We start from the raw sequence: 19,491 nt of genomic DNA, 5'->3' as shown, positions 1-19,491 counted from the left end.
AACAAAATGTTTCCTTCGACGGTCCCTTTGAATACCCAGGCGAAACGAACGGGATTTGCGGTGCTCCGCTTGCCCGTTCGCCCCGCCGGGATTGAGTGCATGGCCAGTTCGGTCTGTACATCACCTCAAGGGAGCCCACATGAATGACAACCCTGCCCGTGGCCTGACGCGTCGTCAGCTGATCTTCTCCTCTATGACCGGCCTTGCCGCAGGCGTCGCGGCAACCGCCAAGGCGACCACCCTGACCGGTATCCCGCCCTGGCAACCCTTCGATCACAACGGCCCCATGCATTACGACTCGCCGGGGTGGCGGTTTTTCACCGAGCCCGAGGTGCGCGAAGTGACGGCTATCGTCGACCGCCTGATTCCCGCCGACGACCTCAGCATCAGCGGCAGCGAGGCGGGCTGTGTGGTGTTCATGGATCGCCAGCTCGCCAGTAGCTACGGCGAGGCCAGCCGTTGGTACATGCAGGGCCCGTTTCGCCAGGGCACGCCGGAGCAGGGCGATCAGTCTCCGTTCACCCCGCGCGAGCGCATCCGCCACGGGCTGGTGGGGCTGGAAAAACTCTGCCAGTCGCGCCATCAGCAGTCCTTTAGCGGCCTGAACGCCGAACAGCAGGACGCGCTGCTCGCCGAACTCGAAAAGGGCGGCATCGACCTCGATGGGATGGATTCAAAGCTGTTCTTCGAGCAGGTGCTGGGCAACACGATGGAAGGCTTTTTCGGCGACCCGATCTATGGCGGCAACCGCGACATGGTGTCCTGGAAGATGATCGGCTTTCCTGGCGCGCGCTACGACTACCGGCGCTACATCGAATTGCATAACCAGAAGCTGGACCTGGTGCCGCTGTCGATCGTCGGCGGGGAATCCTGGAACGCGAGGGAGTCGAAATGATAAAGAAGCTTCCTGCAACAGACGTGGTAGTGATCGGGCTGGGCTGGGTGGGGTCGATCATCGCCAACGAACTGGCCGACGAAGGGCTCGACGTCATTGCCCTGGAGCGCGGCCCCTGGCGCGACACCGCGCGGGATTTCAACATCGCCTCGGTGACCGACGAGCTACGTTACTTGCGCCGTCAGGAACTGATGCTGCGGCCCATGCAGAATGCCGTGACGGTGCGCAACACCCCGTCGCAAACGGCGCTGCCGATGCGCGAGTGGGGTTCGTTCCACCCGGGTAACGGCGTCGGCGGGGCGGGCAACCACTGGGCCGGCATCACGTTTCGCTTCCAGCCCGAGGAATTCCGCCTCAAGAGTCACCTGACCGAACGCTATGGTGCCGATGCCATCCCGGATGAGCTGGTGCTGCAGGACTGGGGCACCGACTGGGCCGAGATGGAGCCGCATTACACCGCCTTCGAGCGTCTGGCCGGTACCTCGGGCAAGGCCGGCAATCTCAACGGCGAAATCCAGCCGGGCGGCAATCCCTTCGAGGGCAGTCGCTCGATCGAATACCCGACGCCACCGCTGGCGCAGCCCTATGGCCCGACGCTGTTCGCCGAGACCGTGCGCGAACTGGGCTACCAACCGTTTCCGGTGCCATCCTCGCTGGCATCCCAGGCCTACACCAACCCGCTCGGGGTCACCATGGGACCCTGCACCTTCTGCGGCTTCTGTACCAACTTCGGTTGCGCCAACTATTCCAAGGCCAGCGCCATCGTCAATGTGCTGCCGGCGCTGATGCGCAAGCCCAACTTCACCGCGGTGACCCACGCCGAAGTGCTGCGCGTGACGCTGGATTCGACCGGCAAGCGCGCAACCGGTGTGGTCTATGCCGATACCTCGGGCAACCAGTACGAGCAACCGGCGGAGCTGGTGGTGGTCAGTGCCTTCACCTTCGAGAATGTTCGGCTGATGCTGCTGTCCGGCGTCGGCAAGCCCTACGATCCGGTGAGCAATACCGGTACCACCGGGCGCAACTACGCCTACCAGACCGCCAACAGCGTGCAGCTGTTTTTCGACGACAAGAACTTCAATCCCTTCATCGGCGCCGGTGCGGTGGGCATGGGCATCGACGAGTTCAATAACGACAATTTCGACCACTCGGGGCTGGGGTTCCTTGGCGGCGGCAGCATCCGGGTGACGCCAGTCGGCGCTTCGCCGATCGGTACGCGACCGGTGCCTCCGGGCACTCCGCGCTGGGGCTCGAAATGGAAGCAGGCCACGGTGGATAACTACCTCAGCACCATGTCCATCGGTTGCGAGGCGAGCAGCTACACCACCCGTACCAACTACCTGTCGCTCGATCCGACCTATACCGACCCGCACGGCCGGCCGCTGCTGCGCATCACCTTCGATTTCTCCGAGAACGATCGCAAGATGTCGCGCTTTTCCATCGACAAGCTGGCCGAGATCGCCGCGCCGATGAATCCTCGGCACATCGTCAAGACCTACCAGGACGGGCACTGGAACAGCGGGCCGTATCAGTCTTCGCATGTGGTCGGCGGCTTCGTGATGGGTGCCGATCCGTCCACCAGTTCGGTCAACAAGCATCTGCAGGTCTGGGACGTGCCGAACCTGTTCGTCGTGGGTGCCAGTGCCTTCCCGCAGAACCCCGGCTACAACCCGACCGGGACGGTGGGCGCGCTGGCCTTCAAGGCGGCCGACGCCATTCGCCGGCTCTATCTGAAAAACCCCGGGGAGATGATCGCCATATGAAGACTCTTCCCGCTCTATGCGTCGGGATGCTCGGCCTCGCCGCCGGCTTGGCGCAGGCTGCCGATGGCAGTGACTCCTACGACCTGGTGGCACGTGGTCGTTACCTGGCGGTGCTCGGCGACTGCACGGCCTGCCACACGCTGCCCGGCGAGCCGGCCTTTGCCGGAGGCGTGGCGATCGATACGCCATTCGGCACGGTACTGGGCGCCAACATCACCCCGGATGCGGACACCGGCATCGGTCGCTGGTCGTTCGAGGATTTCCAGAACACCATGTCCAACGGCCACGCCCGCGGCGGCAAGCGGCTCTACGCGGCGATGCCCTATACCGCCTACACCAAGGTGACGCGTGAGGATAATCGCGCGCTCTGGGCGTACCTCAACTCCCTGGACCCTGTCCGGCACGAGGTCGAGACCAACCAGCTGCCGTTCCCGTTCAACATCCGCACCAGCCTGATCGCATGGAACTGGCTGGTCTTCGAGGAGGGCGAATACCAGCCGGACCCGGAGCGGTCGGCTGAGTGGAACCGAGGCGCGTACTTGGTGCAGGGGCTGGGGCACTGCGGCAGCTGCCACACGCCGAAGAACCTGATCGGCGGCGACAAGGACGACGAGTTCCTCGCCGGCAGCAACCTGCAGAGCTGGATGGCACCGGATATCACCGCCAACAGCCATACCGGTATCGGCCGCTGGAGCGAGGCGGAAATCGTTCGCTATCTCAAGACCGGCGCCAACCGCTTCGACATGGCGTCCGGACCGATGGCCGAAGCGGTGGAACACTCCACCCAGCATTGGAAGGACGAGGACCTGGCGGCCGTTGCGACCTACCTCAAGAGCCTTGGTGACGACGAGCAGAGTGCGCCCGAGCCGCGCCCGGCAGACGATGCCCGTATGCGCACTGGGGCGCTGATCTACGAGGATCAATGCTCGGCCTGCCATACGCCGGACGGAGAAGGCATCACCAATCTGTTCCCCAGGCTGGCGCAGGCGCCGCTGGTCAACAGTCGTGATGCGACGTCGCTCATCAGGGTGGTGTTGGCCGGTAGCCGCGCGGTGGGGACCGACGCGGCACCGACGGCGCCGGCCATGCCATCGTTCGCCTGGAACATGTCCGATCAGCACATCGCCGATGTGCTGACCTACGTGCGCAACAGTTGGGGCAACGCCGCGGCGCCTGTTTCGGCGGACGACGTCAAGGCCTTGCGGGAGGAGCTGACGCCCTAGAGGGAGCAGAGGCGGGGTGCGCGCGCACCCCGCTGTGCTTGCTTACTTCTTGACCCAGGTACCGTTCAGCTGGATGACCTGGCCGGACGGGGTCTTTTCGATGGCTTTCTTGCCGGCGATGGCTTCGACGTCGCTGACGCTGATGCCGTTCTTCTGCGCCAGGCGATGGTATTCAGCCCGCCGGGCCTGGTTGATCTGGCTGGCGATCTCTTCGGCCTGACCGCCGCCCTGTACCACGCCCAGGTAGCCGTCGGGCTTCTCGCCGAGCTGGCCGCTGGCTTTGGCCTGGCCAAGCGCGGCCATGGCTTCGTTGAGCGACATGGCCGCGGCCGGCAGGGCCAGGCACAGCGCCATGAGCAGGGTGCCGAGTTTCAGATAGCTTTTCATGAGAGTCCTCAGAAGAGTCCGCTGTCTTCGTTGATGATGGAATCGAGCTGCTTGTCGACCTTGATGTAGATCTCGTGCTCGATCTTGACGTTGAGGTTGATATTGATCGGCTCGTTGGGCACGGCCAGTTCCACTCGAGGGGTGCAAGCGCTGGCTAGCAGAGCCAGCGCCAGGAGGCAGATTGAATGGCGCAACCGCATGGCGGGATTCTCCTGTTCACGGTCCGGTTACAGTGCCTGATCTGAGCCGTTCCTGCACGCGTCGCTGAATGGTTTCGCTGACGCGGTCGGATAACTGCAGGCTGGTCAGCAGGGCTGGAATGTCTTCTTGCAGATTGATCGAAAAGTTGATCGGCCGGCCGCCTTCCAGTGCCGGGTTGCGACCTTGCAGCCGCAGGCCCAGGTCGAGCTTGCCATCGGCCGAGTAGTGCACGTCACTTGCGAGCAGCGCGTAGTGGAAGTCGTCCAGGGCTTCGGTCACCAGACGCATGGCCGGGTTGGCCTGGCCCAATGCCTGGATCTTTGCCGAGCGGAACTGCAACGCGCCTCCCGGCTCACGTGCCTTGAGCGAACCCTTTTCGATACTGATACCGGCGTCACTGCGCTGGAGCTGCAATTCACCGTCGATCACCCCGGTTCCGGACAGCCCCTCGGTCGGGTAGGCCTCGAGCAGCAAGGGCAGCTGCAGGCCACGCAGGTGCGCGTCCAACCGTTGCGACGCGGCAGCCAGATCGACGGCGCCGGGGTCCAGCCAGAGCCGCCCGCCCAGCAGGCGCACCTCGGCCTCGCGCCAGGCCAACCGACCCCGGGCCAGCTCATCCAGCGGGCCGACGTATTCGCCAATCACGTGCAGCGGGCCGAAGGTAAAACCTGGATTGACCTCCCGCACGGTCAGTTCCTTGACGTCGAGCCGCAATTGATCACGCTGCAGGATGAGCGACAAGGTGGCGTCCAGCCCGCTCAGTTCGGTGCGATCGTAGATGCCGCCGACACCTTTGGCGGTAAGCGACGCCGACGCGGCGAGCGGCCCGCTGGCCGGGACCTCGATGTGCGCCTTGCCCTGCAGCCGGCCGTTGTTCAGTTCCAGCACGCGAGGCCAGTCGGCAAGTGTCGCCGCCAGCGGGTTGCCGGCGCGCAGGAACAGCTCGGGAAGGGCGGCATCGAGGCGGGCCGTGCCAGTGGCGAGGTCGTAGTTCAGCGCCATAGGCAGGGTCAGCCCGGCATCGTTGCTCAGCGGGCCGTCGAGCACCACGCGTGATGGCTGCGCCGCGAAGGTGCCGCTCCAGCGCCAGGCTTGCGGGCGCAACGCCGGATGCTTCAGTTCAGCGATCGTCAGCGTGGGCTTGCCCTTGGCGGCGAAGTGCTCGAGCCGGCCGTCAGCAAAACTCAACTCCATTGCCGTCCCGGCCAGCTCCGCCTGCAGCTCGCTGGCCGTCGCCTCGGCCGCGACGGTCATGCCGTCGGCCGTGATCCGTGAGCCCTTGTCGAACCGGATGGCTGCGGCCTGCTGAGACAGCGTTCCGTCAAGGCGCAGCTTCGCTTCGAGGCCCTGCATGGAAAACCCCGGCCCGCTGAGCGTCGGGCTGTGCAGGTTCAGCCGGGTATCGCTGAATGTGGTCAGGTAGGGAGCGCTGGTTTCGACCAGGACGCGGCTGTTCAGCGAGAACGGCGAGGGCCCGCTGGCCTCGAGTTGCAGGGTCAGCGGCAACGCTGGCGAGGCGCCGTCCGCTGTGACAGGAGCGATTTTCAGGCTGACGGCGCTGGGCCGCAGTGGCTCCGGGAGGTCCGCGACCCGTACGGCGCTTGGACGCAGGCTCAGATCAGCCGCCAGTTCCGTGGGGATCCATATGCCAGTCTCGATGCGCGCGCCGAGGTCCAATCGACCCTGCACCTGGCCGATACCCACCACCGGCCAGGGCGCGGGCAGGTTTGCCGAGATTCGCAACTCGCCCTCTTGCACGCTGAAATCGTCAAGAAACGCCGCCGTGTCGATATCCAGGGTCCAGCCTCCGCCGATGCGCATCTGTTCGGGCAACTCGGGCAGTGCCGGTGGGGTGTAGGCCAACCAATCGGCCAGCCAGTCCAGCAGCCAGGGTGCTTCGGGCAGTTCGCTGAGGCTCAGCGCGCCGCGCCAGCGCGTCAGCCCGGTGCCAGGCGTGAACTGGTTCAGCACGCTCAGGCGCGGTTCTCCGTCGAGCAGCACGTGCAGGTCGATATGGGTGTCTGCGCCTTGCTCGTGCACGTCGGCGGCCAGTTGCAAGCGATGCTCGCCATGCAGCAGATCGAGGTGCAGTTCGGCCGGAAAGATCGCTTCGCCACCGTGCTGCCAACTGACCTGGCCCGTTTCGCTGCACCTGCCGCTGGCGCAGGGCAGGTCGAGAGTCAGACTGTCGATACGGCCGTCGCGGGGGATCCAGCCCGCCCAGCGTTGCAATTGCTGTCGGTCGGGCAGGCTCGGTGTGCCGCCATCTGCCGGTCCGGTCTGGTTCGCCGGCTGCCATTCGACGCTTGCCCGTGCCACCCGCACGGCGCCCAGCGGCAGGGGGTGCCACCAGCTGTCGAGGCGCAGCCTGAGGTCATCGACGACCAGTGCTAGGCGTTCGCCGTCGGCGCGTTCCTGCTTCAGGACAAATTGTCGCAGCGCGATGCCGTCCGTCGATAAATGCAGGCCATCGATATCGAACGCGACGATACCCTGTTCGTCCTTGAAGGCATCCCAGCGAAGGGCTGCGTAGAACGCGAGCAGCAGGCACGTCAGAAGCACGCCAAGCGCTGTAAACAGCAGGGTTTGCCGCAGCCGGGTCATGGTGGGTTCCGTCTTGTCCGGGGTTGCAGCATAAGCCGCCGATGGCCATTGGCGAACCCCGAGACCATGTCGGACAGCAGCGACCAACGGTCACGCAAAAGGTTCCCGCGAGAGTCTCCCAAACCGCTTGAACACTGGCGTTTGCGGCCTTTGCGCAATCCCCGCGCCAGACTTGTACACATTCGTCGGAGCGCCTTGTCAAGCGCTTCTGACAAACAGACACAAAGCCTCTTGCGCCATAGATCGATAATAACTCACTGAAAAATAAAGAAATTTTTCTTTGGTGAAAAAACCGCCAGTTTAACGGAAAGCCAGTAGTGATAGGCGCTGGGGAAATTTGTAACCCTGTTTTCCACCGACTTATCCACAGGTTCTGTGGATTAAATATTTGTGTGAGTCAGTTCGCTTTTTTTTGAATTTTTCAAGACTTTAACTCTGTGAAAAAAGGAGTAGAGTGCGCGCCCTTGTCCCCCGAAGCTCTCGGTGATCATGAGAACGCGTCCTCTCGCATCGACTTCCGTCGATAGCACTTCTACTCCGCGCCTGCCTCTGCGCATGGCGTTGTGGCTGCTGGACAGCCAGCGTCTAGGACAGACCAAGAGTGTCAAACGAATCGCCGGACGGATGCTCAAGCAGCCGGCTCGCGAAGGTGTGGTGGAAGCGCAGAGCCGCCTCGGCCGGCTGCTGTGCACCGACTGCGACAGCCAGCGCGATCGGCGCATCGGTTTCGAGCTGCTGCGTCAAGCGGCCCGTGCGGGTGACTGCCAGGCGCAACTGGAACTCGGTCAGCTTTATTGCCAGCCCCAGTACCGCGAACTGACCAAGGCACGGCACTGGCTGGAGCAGGCTGCGGCCCAGGGCTCTGCCGAGGCAAGGCGCGTACTGCAGGGGCTGCCAGGCAAACGTCGGGTTTCCACCCTACGCTGATCCTGCCTGGAATGGCCGTGACAGAGCGTCCGGCCTGACCGGTACGCGTCCGCTGGCTATACTGCCCGGCAATTCAGCCGGAGTAACCCATGCCCCTCGATCCCCTCTATCTATCAGCCGGGCTTGGTGCGCTCTGCATGCTGCTGGCCGCGGTGGCCGCTGTGATGCAGGGGCGCCTGTCCCGGCAACAGGCCGAGTTGTCGCTGCTCGACGAGCGCCTGAGCCAGGCGATGCTCGCTCAGGAAGGCCTCGGCGCTCAGCTGGAGACCAGTCGCCTGGAGCACGCCGAGCTGCAGGCCTCGCGTGCTGCGCTGCAGGCCGAGGCGGCGGTGCTGCGCCGCGAGACCGAATGGTTGCAGACCCAGCGGCTGGAAACCCGCGAACTCCTCGATGACCTCCAGGCCGAGCGCGACGCGCAGCAAGCCGAGCTGCGCGCGCTGAGCGCCTCCCATGCCGCCGTCAGTGCCGAACTCAACGAACAGCAGAAAACCCACGAGCAGCGCCTGGAAGACCTCCAGCGCGCCCGTGACGAACTGCGAGCGCAGTTCGCCGAGCTGGCCGGCAAGATCTTCGAAGAGCGCGAGCAGCGGTTCGCCGACGCCAGCCAGGAACGCCTCGGGCAGCTGCTCGATCCCTTGAAGGAGCGCATTCAGGCGTTCGAAAAGCGCGTCGAGGAGAGCTATCAGCACGAGGCCCGCGAGCGTTTTTCGCTGGCCAGGGAGTTGGAGCGGCTGCAGCAGCTCAATCAGCGGCTGGGCGACGAGGCGACCAATCTGACCCGTGCGCTGCAGGGCCAGAAGACCCAGGGCAACTGGGGCGAGCTGGTGCTGGAGCGGGTACTCGAGCATGCCGGGCTGGAAAAAGGCCGCGAATACCACACCCAGGTCAGCCTGAAGAGCGCCGACGGCGAGCGCTTCCAGCCCGACGTGTTGATCCAGCTGCCCGGCGACAAACAGGTGGTGGTCGATGCCAAGGTCAGCCTCACGGCCTATCAGGCGCTGACCTGCGCGGAAGATGAGGCCAGCCGGGCGCTGGCGCTCAAGCAGCACGTGCTGTCCTTGCGCAACCATCTCAAAGGCTTGTCGCTCAAGGACTACCAGCGCCTGGAAGGCTTGCAGAGCCTAGATTTCGTCCTGTTGTTCGTGCCGATCGAGGCCGCCTTCGCCGCCGCCCTGCAGGGCGATCCGGAATTGTTCCAGGAGGCCTACAGCAAGCACATCGTGATCGTCAGCCCGACCACCCTGCTCGCCACGCTGCGGGTGATCGACAGTCTCTGGCGCCAGGAACGCCAGAGCCAGAACGCCCGCGAGATTGCCGAGCGCGCCGGGGCGCTGTACGACAAGTTCGCTGCTTTCATCCAGGATCTGGACGAGATCGGCAATCGCCTGCAGCAACTGGACAAGGCCTATATCGGTGCGCGCAACAAGCTCACCGACGGGCGCGGCAATCTGGTCGGCCGTGCCGAGCAGCTGAAGCTGCTGGGTGCGCGGGCCAGCAAGCGTCTGCCGGTCGACTGGCTGGAGCGCGCCGGCGCTGAAACGCCCCTCGAGGAAGCCGAAGACTGAGCACCGGCCGGCTCACAGCAGCCACAGCACCGCGAGCCCGGCGAGCAGGCCGCCGAACATGAACGGCAAGGTCAGCGTCGCCAAGGCGCGTCCGCCGATGAGCAGGATCAGCCCGGCCTTGACCAGGCTGTTGCTGAAGGCGGCGAGAAAGATGCCGCGAACCGCAACCAGCTCGCTCAGGTCGGTTCGCGCGCTGTTGGACAGCGACAGGGTAATGGCATCCACGTCGGTCAGGCCCGACAGCAGCGAGACCAGATAGATACCGGTATCGCCCAACAGCCGCCGCGCGCCCTCGACAACAAACAGAATGACCACCAGCAGGCCGCCGAAGCGCAGCGCCGGGCCCAACTCGAATGGATTCTTCAATGGAGGTTCGGCCGCGTTCTCCGGCTGTTGCGCCGCGCGCAGGTAGTAGAAGAAGGCGCCGCCGGCATAGATCGAGCCGGCTGTCAGCATGGGCGCCAGCAGCGACGGCAGCAGCTCGCGGTTGATCAGTCCCACTTCAAGAAGCACTCGCGGAAACATCAACGCGGAGGTAGCCAGCAGGCCAGCCGCGAGGGCCGGGCGAAGCTTTTCGGCGTCCAGGCGGGCGAGGGTGATGGTCATCGCAGTCGAGGAGACGATGCCGCCGAGCAGGGCGGTGACCAGCAGTCCGTGACGGGTCCCCAACAGACGGATGGCGACGTAGGCGGCGAAGCCTATGCCGGCGATCAGCACCACCATCCACCAGGTGGTATAGGGATTGAAGGCCTGCCAGGGGCCGTAGCCTTCGTTGGGCAGCGCCGGTAGCAGGACCACGGAGATGAACAGCAGCTTCAGCGCGCCGCTCAGTTCGGCCTCGCTGAGCTTGCGCAACGCCCCGTGCAGGCGCGCTTTCAGGCTCAACAGCAAGGCCACCACAACGGCAAGGGATGCGGCCAGCAAACGGCTTTCGACGACGGCCAGACTGCCGAGCAAGAACGTCAGCAGCAGCGCCACTTCGGTGGTCATGCCGTAATCGGCGTTGGAACGGGATTCGATCAAGTAGCCAGCGATGGTCAGCAGGGCCAGCACGACGAACACGGCAATCCAGGCGAGTGCGCCAAAATGACCGGCGCTCAGTGCCGCGAGCCCACCGAGCAGCCCGCAGAGGCCGAATGTGCGAATGCCCGCCAGTTCCTCCATGCCGTCGGTATTGCCGCGACCGCTCCAGCTGCGCTCCGTACCGATCAGCAGGCCGACGCCGAGGGCGGTGGCCAGGTTCAACGACAACTCGTAGGACATATGCGCAACACGTCGGCGGCCAGGGATAGCGTCAGTCTAGCCGTCGCGCTGCAACCGACACTTGCCGTGGCGCAAGGTGGCGTCAGTGCAGCGGCACATGGCGGCTCATCAGCGCACGCAGCGCGGCGGGCTTGACCGGCTTGGCGAGGTAATCCAGGCCAGTGGCATGGATCGCTGCAATCAGCTCCGGGCGGCCATCGGCGCTGATCACCACGCCGGGGATCGGTTCGCCGAGGCGCGTGCGCAACCAGGCCATCAGCTCCGAGCCGGTCTCGCCGTGGTCCAGGTGATAATCCACCAGCACCAGCTGCGGCCGCACGTCTTCCTTGAGCAACGCCTCGCATTGCGCTCGGTTACTGGCGGTCCAGACCTGGCAGCCCCAGCGCGACAACAAGCTGTGCATGCCGACGAGGATGCTGTCCTCGTTGTCGATGCACAGCACCTGGATGCCGGTCAGCGCGGTTTGTGGCGTGTCGCCGCTGCCGTTGGGCTTGGCCTGCCGGACGAGGTTGCTGGCAATCGGTACCGTGACGCTGAACACGCTGCCCTTGCCAGGCCAGGAGCGCACCGAGAGCGGATGGTCGAGTACCTGGCAGAAACCATCGGCGATCGCCAGGCCGAGTCCCAGGCCCTTTTCGGCGCGGGTCTGATGGCTATCCAGGCGTTTGAACTCCTCGAAGATCACCCGCAGCTTGTCTTGGGCGATGCCGGGGCCGCGGTCCCAGACTTCGAGCCGCAGGCACGCTCCCTGGCGCCGCACGCCGAGCACTACGCGGCCCTTGGCGTAGCGGAAGGCATTGGTCAAGAAGTTCTGCAGCACGCGGCGCAACAGGCGGATGTCGCTGTCGACGCGCAACCGGCTGCCATGCACCTTGAAGTCGACGCCCTGTTCGACCGCCAGCATGCTGAATTCAGTGGTCAGCGTGTCGAACAGCGTCGCCAGCGGGAACGGATTGCGCTCCGGGGTGATACGGCCATTCTCCAGGCGCGAGATGTCCAGCAGGTCGGAGATCAGGTCCTCGGCCGAACGGAGCGAACTGTCCAGATGGCGGACCAGATCACGGGCTTCGGCGGGTAATGCATCGTGTTGATGCGACAGCGCGGCGGAGAACAATCGCGCGGCGTTCAACGGTTGCATCAGGTCATGGCTGACCGCTGCCAGGAAGCGCGTCTTCGACTGGTTGGCTGCCTCGGCAGTGCTCTTGGCCGCGGTCAGCGCCTTGTTCAGCTCGGACAGTTCCAGGGTTCGTTCGCTGACGCGCTGCTCCAGGCCTTCGTTGGCGTCCTTGAGCGCGCGCTCGGCTTCGCGGAAGGCGGTGATGTCACTGAAACTCATGACGAAGCCACCGCCCGGCATCGGATTGCCGATCAACTCGACCACGCGACCATTGGGGAAGGTGCGCTCGGACGTGTGCGCGCGGCCCTGGCGCATCCAGTAGAGTCGCTTGGCCACGTGGGTGTCCGGGTCGCCGGGCCCACACAGGCCACGCTCGGCGTTGTAGCGGATGATGTCGGCGATCGGGCAGCCGATGTAAACCAGGCCGTCCGGGTACTCGAACAGATCCAGATAGCGGTGGTTCCAGGCCACCAGTCGCAGCGACTGGTCGACCACGCTGATGCCCTGGGTGATGTTTTCGATCGCCCCCTGCAGCAGGGCACGGTTGAACTGCAGCACTTCGGAGGCTTCGCCGACGATGCGCACCACGTCGTCGACCTGCATGTCGCGGCCTTCCAGCGCGGCCTTCACCACGGCGCGTGTCGAGGATGCCCCCAGGACACCGGCGAGCAGCCGCTCGGTATGGGCGATCCATTGACCATCGGCCTGCTGCTTGGGCGAATAATCATGGCCGTGACGGCGGGCGAAACGCTGAAAGCTGAGCTCCGCGCGCTCGGCACCGACGAAACGCGAGGCCAGCGAGAGCAGATCCTCGACCTGCACGGCCAGCAGCCGGCGAGCGTTGGGGGTGGCGTGTATTTCCTGGCCGATGAAACGGCTGGCCTGCCAGTGCTCGGCGACACGAGTCTGCGAGAGGATCGAGACCCAGAAGAACAGCGTGGCATTACCGACCAGCGACAGCGTAACGCCCAGGGTCAGCGCGCTGGTGTTGAACGGCAGCTCGGTGGTGTACATCCATTGCAGGCCGGGGAACATCTCCAGCGGCCAGCCGAGCAGCGGCAACACCAGGGTGTACACCCAGATCAGTGCACCGGCGGTGAGGCCGGCGAAAACGCCGCGTCGGTTCGCCTGCTTCCAGTACAGCGCGCCGACCATGGCCGGCGCCACCTGAGTGAGCGCGGCAAAGGCGATCTGGCCGATGGTGGCCAGGCTGGCACTGGAACCGAGCAGCCGGTAGCTGACGTAGGCCAGCAGCAGGATCGCGACGATGCTGATGCGGCGCACCGAGAGCATCCAGTGACGGAACACCTCGAACGGCTGCTCGGCCTCCTTGCGGCGCAGCAGCCAGGGCAGCAGGATGTCGTTGGAGACCATGGTCGACAGGGCCACGCTGGCGACGATGACCATGCCGGTGGCCGCCGAGGCGCCGCCGATGAACGCCAGCATCGCCAGCGCCGGGTGAGCTTCGGCCAGGGGCAGGCTGATCACGAAGGAATCGGAGCTGACGCCGCTTGGCAGAAGCATCTGCCCGGCCAGGGCGATCGGAATGACGAACACCACGGCCAGCACCAGGTACAGCGGGAATACCCAGCGCGCCAGGCGGAAGTCCCGCGGCTCGATGTTTTCCACTACGGTCACGTGGAACTGCCGCGGCAAACAGACGATCGCCATCAGCGCCACGGTGGTTTGCACCAGCATCGATGGCCAGTTCACCGTTTCTTCCCAGTAACCGGTCAACGCCGATGACGCATACGCCTGGTTGAACAGATCGCCGAAGCCGTCGTACAGACCAAACGAGACGAAGACGCCCACCGCGATGAAGGCGAACAGCTTGACCAGCGACTCGAAAGCGATCGCCAGCACCATGCCGCGGTGGTGCTCGGTCACGTCCAGGTTGCGGGTGCCGAACAGCACGGTGAACAGGGCCAGCACCACCGATACGATCAGCGCGGTGTCCTGGGTGCCGGACCCGGCGGCGGCCTCGCTGTGGTTGCCGATCAGCAGGTTCACGCCGAGCACGATGCCCTTGAGCTGCAAGGCGATGTAAGGCAGCACCCCGACCAGGCAGATCAGGGTGATGACCACGGCCAGCAACTGCGACTTGCCATAGCGCGCGGCGATGAAGTCGGCGATCGAAGTGATGTTCTCCTGCTTGCTGATCATGATCGTCTTCTGGATCACCTGAGGCGCCAGGAGCATCAGCAGGATCGGTCCGAGGTAGATCGGCAGGAATGACCACAGTTGCTCGGCCGCCTGGCCGACCGCGCCGAAGAAGGTCCAGCTGGTGCAGTAGACCGCCAGCGACAAGCTGTAGACCCAGGCACGCACACGTGGCGACATCGGCGCGCTGTTGCGATCGCCATAGAAGGCGATGGCGAACAACACGGCCATATATGTGAAGGCGACCAGCGCGATCAGCCCACCGGACAACGACATGCATACTCCAGATGACAGGTGAAAAAGCGGCTGACACCGATCCCGCCGCGACTTCGCGTCGATCGAGCCAGGCGACGCCGGGGCCGGTATAGCAGGGCGATCACGGCGCTCACGCCGGCCGAATCTGCCGCTGCGGTTGTTGATGCCGGTATCCCTCGGGCGGCTACCCGGGCTCGGCAGATTACGGAAATCGGTGGCTGCCGCTCAGCAGTAGATGAGTATGCAAAGTTTCGCAGTAAAAGCGCCAAGCGTGTTGCGGCTGCGACCATCGTCGCATGAGCCTGTTCGTCGCAGCGCAGCGGTGATAGCGCCGTGCCGGGCGGGGTGGTTCGGCATGCGGCAACCCGCGAGTACCCTTGCGACATCGCACTGCGCTGTAGCCGCTGACGGCCCAGGGGAGGGCGACGGGGCACTTCCCGCTTGCGCAAGGATCACACAGGGTCTCGTTCCGTCGATTCAGGAGAGCTTGCGATGTTCACGCCGCGCCCGGTCACCTTGCAGAGGGGCGCCTTGCGCCTGGAGCCGCTTGTCGACGCGGACATTCCGGCCCTGGTGGCGCTGGCCGAGCGCAACCGGGACCAGCTCATCTATCTCAATGGCCCCCTGCGCCCTGACTGGTATCGCCTGGCGCTCGCCGAGCAACGCGAGGGCCGGGCGGTGGTGTTTACCCTGCGCATGGCCGATCGAATCGTCGGCACCACCCGGTTCGCCGACTTCGACCCCGCGTTGCCGGCCGCCGAACTCGGCTGGACCTGGCTGGACCAGGCCGAGCATGGCAGCGGTCTGAACACCTCAATCAAGCAGCTGTTGCTCCGGCATGCCTTCGAGGAGTGGCAGCTGGTGCGGCTGCAACTGAAAACCGCAGCCAGCAACCTGCGATCGCAACGGGCCATCGAAAAGCTCGGTGCCCAGCGCGAGGGCGTGCTGCGTAATCACCGTCGTCTGGCCGACGGGCGGCTGGACGATACGGTGGTCTACAGCATCACCGATGTTGAATGGCCTGCCGTCAGGGATGCGCTGGGCGCGCGGGGCCATGATCAGTAGGCGGCTTCGGCCGGTTCGTGACCGGGTTGTGCATCTTGGTTGCAGTCGGCCATTCGGCCGTGCAGCTCCAAGCGTCTGCCTGATCGCGAATCCGCGGCTCTGCGCGCGGCAACCGGCCGGCACGAGGCATGAACGCGCGAACGGTGTCGAGGGCAACGGCCGTCGCCGGCGAGCCACCGCTTAGGGTAATGTTGGCGGTTTTCACGGGCAGGCCGCGCCGCGGCGCCCAGCCCGTCCTCGTCTTGCTCTACACCTCGTCAGCGGCGTGTAGCGCTTCACCGGCTGCGGTGCATACCTAAGGAGCCTTGATGTCCCGCTTGCAGGAATTCTTGCATGGCTGTCGCGATATTCTTCCGCTGATCGTCGGCGCGATCCCGTTCGGCATCATTTTCGGCACGCTGGCCATCGGGGCTGGTCTGTCGCCCTGGCAGACCATTGGCATGTCGGCGCTGGTGTTCGCCGGCTCTGCGCAATTCATCGCCGTCACACTCATTACCGGAGGCGTAGGGGCTGCCGTGGTGCTGCTGACGACCTTCGTGGTGAACCTGCGACACGCGCTCTACAGCGCGGCCATGCAGCCCTTCGTGCGCCACCTGCCCGGGCGCTGGCGCGTGCCGCTGGCGTTCTGGCTGACCGACGAGGCCTTCGCCGTCATTCAGCACCGCTACGCGCGGGACGATGGCGCGCGGTACAAGCACTGGTTCTTCTTCGGCGCGGCGTTGACCATGTACCTCTCCTGGCAGCTGGCGACGCTGGCCGGGATCGCCTTCGGCCAGGCGGTGCCGGACGTGGCCAGCTGGGGCCTGGATTTCGCCATGATCGCGACCTTCATCGGTATCGCCGTGCCGATGATGCGCACCTGCCCGCAGGTGGCGTCGGCGCTGGTAGCCGCGGCCGTGGCGCTAATGACCTGGGACCTGCCGTACAAGCTCGGCCTGATCGCCGCGGCGCTGGCGGGCATCGTCGTCGGTGTCTGGCTCGAGCGACGAGCCGAACGTCAACTACAGGGAGAGGTGCACTGATGCAGACCTGGCTGCTGATCATCGGGATGCTGGCGATCACCTTCATGACGCGCTACAGCTTTTTCGCCTGGCCCGACCTGCGCTTTCCGCGCGTGGTGGAGCAGGGCCTGCATTACGTGCCAGTCGCCGTGCTGACCGCCATCGTGGTGCCCGGCATGCTCCGGCCCGAGGGCGAGTGGGCGCTCGACTGGCACAATGCCTATCTGCTGGCCGGTCTGCTGTCGATCCTGGTGGCGGCGCTGACTCGCAACCTGTTGGCGACCATTGCCGGCGGGCTGCTGAGCTTCTTCGTCATGCGCTGGGCGTTTGGGCAATTGCCGCTATGAACCCACCGGTAAACCCTGTTTCGGATGATCAACGCGGAGACCCGCAATGACCCCGCATTCGCAGTTCGGCCTGCTCGGCACGCGACGCTTCCTGCCGTTCTTCCTGACGCAGTTGCTCGGTGCCTTCAACGACAACGTGTTCAAGCAGGCGCTGGTGCTGGCGATCCTCTTCAAGCTGGGCACCACCGCCGATGTCAGCCTGCTGGTGAACCTCTGCGCGTTGCTGTTCATCCTGCCGTTCTTCCTGTTCTCCGCACTGGGCGGCCAGTGCGGCGAGAAGTACGAAAAGGCCTGGTTGATCCGCCGTATCAAGTTCGCCGAGATCCTCATCATGCTTGTCGGTGCGCTGGGTATGTGGCTGGGCAACCTGCCGCTGCTGCTCGTCGTACTGTTCTGCATGGGCACGCAATCCGCGCTGTTCGGGCCGGTGAAATACTCGATCCTGCCGCAGCAGTTGCGGCCCGATGAGCTGGTCGGCGGCAATGCGCTGGTCGAGATGGGAACCTTCCTGGCGATTCTCGGCGGCACCATCGCGGCGGGCGTCCTGATGGGCTATCTCGACTACGCCCTGTGGGTGTCAGTGGCGGTGGTGGGGCTGGCGACGGTGGGCTTTCTCGCCAGCCGGGCGATTCCGCTGTCGGCGGCGGCATTGCCGAGCCTGCGGCTGGACTGGAACCTGTTGCGCCAGTCGCTGCAGATCATGCGGTTGGGATTGGGGCAGCAGCGCGCCGTTTCCCGCGCGATGATCGGCAATTCCTGGTTCTGGTTTCTCGGCGCGGTGTACCTGACTCAGATTCCGGCGTTCGCCCGTGATTGGCTGCAGGGCGACGAGGGAGTGGTGACGCTCATCCTGGCCGTGTTCTCGATCGGTATCGCGCTGGGCTCGATGCTCTGCGAGCGGTTGTCCCGGCATCGCGTGGAGCTGGGCCTGGTGCCACTGGGTTCGAGCGGTTTGACGCTGTTCGGCGTGCTGCTCTGGTGGCATGCCGGTGGTGTGCCGGCCGCAGAGGTGGCCCGGGACTGGTCGATGTTGCTGGCCGAGCCGCACGCCTGGTGGGTGCTGATCGATATCCTCGGGCTGGGCACCTTCGGTGGGCTCTACATCGTGCCGCTGTACGCCTTGATCCAGTCCCGCACGGCCCTCGAGGAGCGCTCTCGGGTGGTGGCCGCGAACAACATTCTCAACGCCTTTTTCATGGTGGTCTCGGCGATTTTTTCCATCGTGTTGCTCACGGTCGCCGGGCTGACGATCCCGCAGCTGTTTCTAGCTGTGGCGCTAATGAACGTGCTGGTGATCGGCTGGATATGCTATTCGGTGCCGGAGTTCGCGCTGCGCTTGCGCTACTGGCTGTTGCGCCGGCCGCTGCCGCCGGCGGGTTGACCGTCAGCGGCACTTCGGTAGCGGCGAGCGCCTGGCTAGCGCTCGTCCCCGGCCGCGCTGGCGACGGGGTAGAAGCGTCGACGCACCATCTGCATGTCTCCGTGGCGCTTCAGGCGGGTACTGATCTGTTCGAGCGTTGCCGGAATGTTCAACTCACCCCTGAGCATAGGTTGCAGGCGCGTCTGGAACAGGCTCCAGAAGCGCTTCATCTCGGGGATGTCCGGCATGATCTCGCCGCTGGCCGCCGACTGGTAGGTATGGGCGATCAGCGGGTCCTGCTGCAGCGTTTCCAGCAATTCGAGGTTGGCGGCCGCGCCTAGCGGCTTGTCCGCGTCGATGGCGCGTAGCCCATCGGCGGTGGTCAGGTAGTCCTCGAGAAAGCGCTGCGCCTGGGTCTGGTTGGGACTGTGCGCATTGACCGCCGCCGCGATGATGCCGACGAAGGGCTTGCCGCGCCGGTCGGCGTCGATCCCCGGAACATCATCGATGCCGATGCGCATGCCCGCGGTGCGCAGTTCGTTCCAGACCCAGGGGCCATTGACCATCATCGCCAGTTCGCCGGCTTTGAACGCCTTCATCATGCTGTCGTAGCTATCTTCCGGCTCGAGTACGCCGAGGTCGAGCAACTGGCGCAGTTGCTCGAAGCCGGCGACCGCGCCCGGATTGCCGATGCCCAGGTCGCCCAGGTCGTACAGTCCGTCGCGCTTGCGGACGCTGTAGCCTCCGCTGCCGGCGATCACGGGCCAGGAGAAATAGAGGTTGGCGTAGTCCCAGGCGATGGCGCGCTTACCCTGTTGGCGAAGGCGGCGGTCCAGCTCGACCACCTCGCGCCAGGTGCGCGGCGCCGACTCGATCAGGTCTGGGTTGTAGATCAGGCTGACCACTTCGGTGGATAGCGGATAACCGTAGATGCGATTGCCGACGCTGACCGCTTCCCAGGTGAACCCCGGCGTGCGCTGCAGGGCTGCGGGGCTCGGCTGCAGCGCGGCGAGGTGGCCGGCGTCGAGCCAGGAGCCGAAGCGATCATGGGCGAAGATGACGATATCGGGACCCTTGCTGGTCCCGGCGAGACGGTCGAAGCGCGCCGCGAGGTCCTGCGGCGTGGCCACTTCGACCTCGATGCCCGTTTCCGTCCGAAAACGCTCGCCAACCTTGGCGACGCCGTTGTAACCCTTGTCCTGATTGACCCAGACCAGCAACTTGCCGCGTTCGAAGGCCGGTGCGGTGGTGGATAGACAGGCAAGCATCAAAAGCCATGCGGTGTGGCGCAACCTGATCATGTGCAGCTCCTTGCTCGGTAGCGACGCACCCGGCCCTGTCCGGAACCGGGTGGAGGG

General features: G+C 65.0%; 15 protein-coding genes. 9 read left to right on the top strand and 6 right to left on the bottom strand.

Annotated features, from left to right (window positions below; genetic code table 11):
* Positions 1–139 precede the first annotated feature (139 nt).
* The 3 genes from KCX70_RS14645 to KCX70_RS14635 are packed head-to-tail and all read left to right on the top strand — an operon-like array spanning position 140 to position 3,881.
* Positions 140–895 carry a gluconate 2-dehydrogenase subunit 3 family protein gene (locus KCX70_RS14645; protein ID WP_212617992.1) on the top strand — a complete coding sequence of 252 codons (756 nt, stop codon included), beginning with the start codon at positions 140–142 and terminating at the stop codon, positions 893–895.
* Positions 892–2,658 (top strand): GMC family oxidoreductase, encoded by a 1,767-nt coding sequence (locus tag KCX70_RS14640; RefSeq protein WP_212617991.1) that lies wholly within the window; start codon positions 892–894, stop codon positions 2,656–2,658. Before KCX70_RS14645 ends, KCX70_RS14640 begins: the two co-directional genes overlap by 4 nt.
* The gene (locus KCX70_RS14635) at positions 2,655–3,881 is read left to right on the top strand and encodes a c-type cytochrome (protein WP_212617990.1); all 1,227 of its coding nucleotides are present in this window, start codon (positions 2,655–2,657) and stop codon (positions 3,879–3,881) included. Before KCX70_RS14640 ends, KCX70_RS14635 begins: the two co-directional genes overlap by 4 nt.
* Positions 3,882–3,923: 42 nt before the next feature.
* On the opposite strand, the gene KCX70_RS14630 is transcribed toward KCX70_RS14635, so the two are convergent.
* The 3 genes from KCX70_RS14630 to KCX70_RS14620 are packed head-to-tail and all read right to left on the bottom strand — an operon-like array spanning position 3,924 to position 7,073.
* Positions 3,924–4,268 carry a YdbL family protein gene (locus KCX70_RS14630; protein ID WP_021209235.1) on the bottom strand — a complete coding sequence of 115 codons (345 nt, stop codon included), beginning with the start codon at positions 4,266–4,268 and terminating at the stop codon, positions 3,924–3,926.
* An 8-nt stretch (positions 4,269–4,276) separates the two neighbouring features.
* On the bottom strand, positions 4,277–4,468 hold the full coding sequence (locus KCX70_RS14625; RefSeq protein ID WP_021209236.1) for a YnbE family lipoprotein: 192 nt from the start codon (positions 4,466–4,468) through the stop codon (positions 4,277–4,279).
* A gap of 16 nt (positions 4,469–4,484) precedes the next feature.
* Positions 4,485–7,073: a YdbH domain-containing protein gene (locus KCX70_RS14620; protein WP_212617989.1), complete on the bottom strand. Its 2,589-nt coding sequence runs from the start codon at positions 7,071–7,073 to the stop codon at positions 4,485–4,487.
* A 555-nt stretch (positions 7,074–7,628) separates the two neighbouring features.
* On the opposite strand from KCX70_RS14620, the gene KCX70_RS14615 reads away from it, so the two are divergent.
* On the top strand, positions 7,629–8,000 hold the full coding sequence (locus tag KCX70_RS14615) for a tetratricopeptide repeat protein (protein ID WP_021209238.1): 372 nt from the start codon (positions 7,629–7,631) through the stop codon (positions 7,998–8,000).
* Positions 8,001–8,089: 89 nt separating this feature from the next.
* The gene (gene rmuC / locus KCX70_RS14610) at positions 8,090–9,565 is read left to right on the top strand and encodes a DNA recombination protein RmuC (RefSeq protein ID WP_212617988.1); all 1,476 of its coding nucleotides are present in this window, start codon (positions 8,090–8,092) and stop codon (positions 9,563–9,565) included.
* Between the two features lie 12 nt (positions 9,566–9,577).
* Here the strand turns inward: rmuC and KCX70_RS14605 are convergent, their stop codons facing one another.
* Both KCX70_RS14605 and KCX70_RS14600 read right to left on the bottom strand, forming a co-directional pair.
* A complete protein-coding gene (locus KCX70_RS14605) occupies positions 9,578–10,828 on the bottom strand; it encodes an MgtC/SapB family protein (RefSeq protein WP_212617987.1) in 1,251 nt (416 codons plus the stop codon).
* A gap of 82 nt (positions 10,829–10,910) precedes the next feature.
* Positions 10,911–14,381 carry a hybrid sensor histidine kinase/response regulator gene (locus KCX70_RS14600; RefSeq protein ID WP_212617986.1) on the bottom strand — a complete coding sequence of 1,157 codons (3,471 nt, stop codon included), beginning with the start codon at positions 14,379–14,381 and terminating at the stop codon, positions 10,911–10,913.
* Positions 14,382–14,852: 471 nt separating this feature from the next.
* Here KCX70_RS14600 and KCX70_RS14595 point away from each other — a divergent pair, with 471 nt between their 5' ends.
* The 4 genes from KCX70_RS14595 (at position 14,853) to KCX70_RS14580 (ending at position 18,154) form a co-directional block, all read left to right on the top strand.
* On the top strand, positions 14,853–15,425 hold the full coding sequence (locus tag KCX70_RS14595) for a GNAT family N-acetyltransferase (RefSeq protein WP_212617985.1): 573 nt from the start codon (positions 14,853–14,855) through the stop codon (positions 15,423–15,425).
* A gap of 308 nt (positions 15,426–15,733) precedes the next feature.
* Positions 15,734–16,447 carry an AzlC family ABC transporter permease gene (locus KCX70_RS14590; RefSeq protein ID WP_212617984.1) on the top strand — a complete coding sequence of 238 codons (714 nt, stop codon included), beginning with the start codon at positions 15,734–15,736 and terminating at the stop codon, positions 16,445–16,447.
* Positions 16,447–16,773, top strand: coding sequence for an AzlD domain-containing protein (locus KCX70_RS14585; RefSeq protein WP_021209244.1), 327 nt, complete (start codon positions 16,447–16,449; stop codon positions 16,771–16,773). The genes KCX70_RS14590 and KCX70_RS14585 overlap by 1 nt, the downstream gene beginning before the upstream one ends.
* Before the next feature lie 46 nt (positions 16,774–16,819).
* On the top strand, positions 16,820–18,154 hold the full coding sequence (locus KCX70_RS14580; protein ID WP_212617983.1) for an MFS transporter: 1,335 nt from the start codon (positions 16,820–16,822) through the stop codon (positions 18,152–18,154).
* A 35-nt stretch (positions 18,155–18,189) separates the two neighbouring features.
* On the opposite strand, the gene malE is transcribed toward KCX70_RS14580, so the two are convergent.
* Positions 18,190–19,434 carry a maltose/maltodextrin ABC transporter substrate-binding protein MalE gene (gene malE, locus KCX70_RS14575; protein ID WP_212617982.1) on the bottom strand — a complete coding sequence of 415 codons (1,245 nt, stop codon included), beginning with the start codon at positions 19,432–19,434 and terminating at the stop codon, positions 18,190–18,192.
* Positions 19,435–19,491 lie beyond the last annotated feature (57 nt).

The sequence above is a fragment of the Stutzerimonas stutzeri genome, assembly GCF_018138085.1.
GTDB lineage: Bacteria > Pseudomonadota > Gammaproteobacteria > Pseudomonadales > Pseudomonadaceae > Stutzerimonas > Stutzerimonas stutzeri_AI.
The sequence above is the reverse complement of the archived record's forward strand: the minus strand, read 5'-3'. Positions and strand labels throughout refer to the sequence as shown.

What these genes read in the sequence shown, in the direction of transcription:
- KCX70_RS14600 (WP_212617986.1), bottom strand. Translation starts at nt 14,381, where the DNA reads ATGTCGTTGTCCGGTGGGCTGATCGCGCTGGTCGCCTTCACATATATG.
- KCX70_RS14620 (WP_212617989.1), bottom strand. Translation starts at nt 7,073, where the DNA reads ATGACCCGGCTGCGGCAAACCCTGCTGTTTACAGCGCTTGGCGTGCTT.
- KCX70_RS14605 (WP_212617987.1), bottom strand. Translation starts at nt 10,828, where the DNA reads ATGTCCTACGAGTTGTCGTTGAACCTGGCCACCGCCCTCGGCGTCGGC.
- KCX70_RS14630 (WP_021209235.1), bottom strand. Translation starts at nt 4,268, where the DNA reads ATGAAAAGCTATCTGAAACTCGGCACCCTGCTCATGGCGCTGTGCCTG.
- KCX70_RS14640 (WP_212617991.1), top strand. Translation starts at nt 892, where the DNA reads ATGATAAAGAAGCTTCCTGCAACAGACGTGGTAGTGATCGGGCTGGGC.
- KCX70_RS14645 (WP_212617992.1), top strand. Translation starts at nt 140, where the DNA reads ATGAATGACAACCCTGCCCGTGGCCTGACGCGTCGTCAGCTGATCTTC.
- KCX70_RS14585 (WP_021209244.1), top strand. Translation starts at nt 16,447, where the DNA reads ATGCAGACCTGGCTGCTGATCATCGGGATGCTGGCGATCACCTTCATG.
- rmuC (WP_212617988.1), top strand. Translation starts at nt 8,090, where the DNA reads ATGCCCCTCGATCCCCTCTATCTATCAGCCGGGCTTGGTGCGCTCTGC.
- KCX70_RS14625 (WP_021209236.1), bottom strand. Translation starts at nt 4,468, where the DNA reads ATGCGGTTGCGCCATTCAATCTGCCTCCTGGCGCTGGCTCTGCTAGCC.
- KCX70_RS14615 (WP_021209238.1), top strand. Translation starts at nt 7,629, where the DNA reads ATGGCGTTGTGGCTGCTGGACAGCCAGCGTCTAGGACAGACCAAGAGT.
- KCX70_RS14595 (WP_212617985.1), top strand. Translation starts at nt 14,853, where the DNA reads ATGTTCACGCCGCGCCCGGTCACCTTGCAGAGGGGCGCCTTGCGCCTG.
- KCX70_RS14580 (WP_212617983.1), top strand. Translation starts at nt 16,820, where the DNA reads ATGACCCCGCATTCGCAGTTCGGCCTGCTCGGCACGCGACGCTTCCTG.
- malE (WP_212617982.1), bottom strand. Translation starts at nt 19,434, where the DNA reads ATGATCAGGTTGCGCCACACCGCATGGCTTTTGATGCTTGCCTGTCTA.
- KCX70_RS14590 (WP_212617984.1), top strand. Translation starts at nt 15,734, where the DNA reads ATGTCCCGCTTGCAGGAATTCTTGCATGGCTGTCGCGATATTCTTCCG.
- KCX70_RS14635 (WP_212617990.1), top strand. Translation starts at nt 2,655, where the DNA reads ATGAAGACTCTTCCCGCTCTATGCGTCGGGATGCTCGGCCTCGCCGCC.